This window comes from Paraburkholderia sp. SIMBA_053, from assembly GCF_046534895.1.
Classification (GTDB): Bacteria; Pseudomonadota; Gammaproteobacteria; order Burkholderiales; family Burkholderiaceae; genus Paraburkholderia; species Paraburkholderia caledonica.
This window is the reverse complement of sequence record NZ_JAWRXU010001959.1, coordinates 1-228: the sequence shown is the minus strand read 5'-3', so window position 1 is coordinate 228 and position 228 is coordinate 1. Positions and strand designations below refer to the sequence as shown.

1 protein-coding gene is annotated in these 228 nt (G+C 34.6%); it reads left to right on the top strand.

The genetic code is table 11. The annotated features are described in order from the left end of the window. A partial coding sequence (locus SB753_RS42385) for a hypothetical protein (protein WP_410805874.1) occupies positions 1-228 on the top strand: 228 nt, incomplete at both ends.

Here is a 228-nt window from a genome sequence, read left to right as displayed (position 1 = left end):
AAAGTTGTAGCTAAATTGGTAAACAGACCAGAATGTACGGTTGAGAAAATATTCACAATCCAACAACCGGCAGAAGAATTAATAGTTACAGCAACTAAATCTGAAATTACTTGTATCGCAGGTAATAATGATGGTGTAATTATAGCATCTGCAACAGGAGGATGGCCAGGTGAATATCTATATGAATTGAGATTAGGATCTACTATTGTTAAAGGATACAATAGCTCT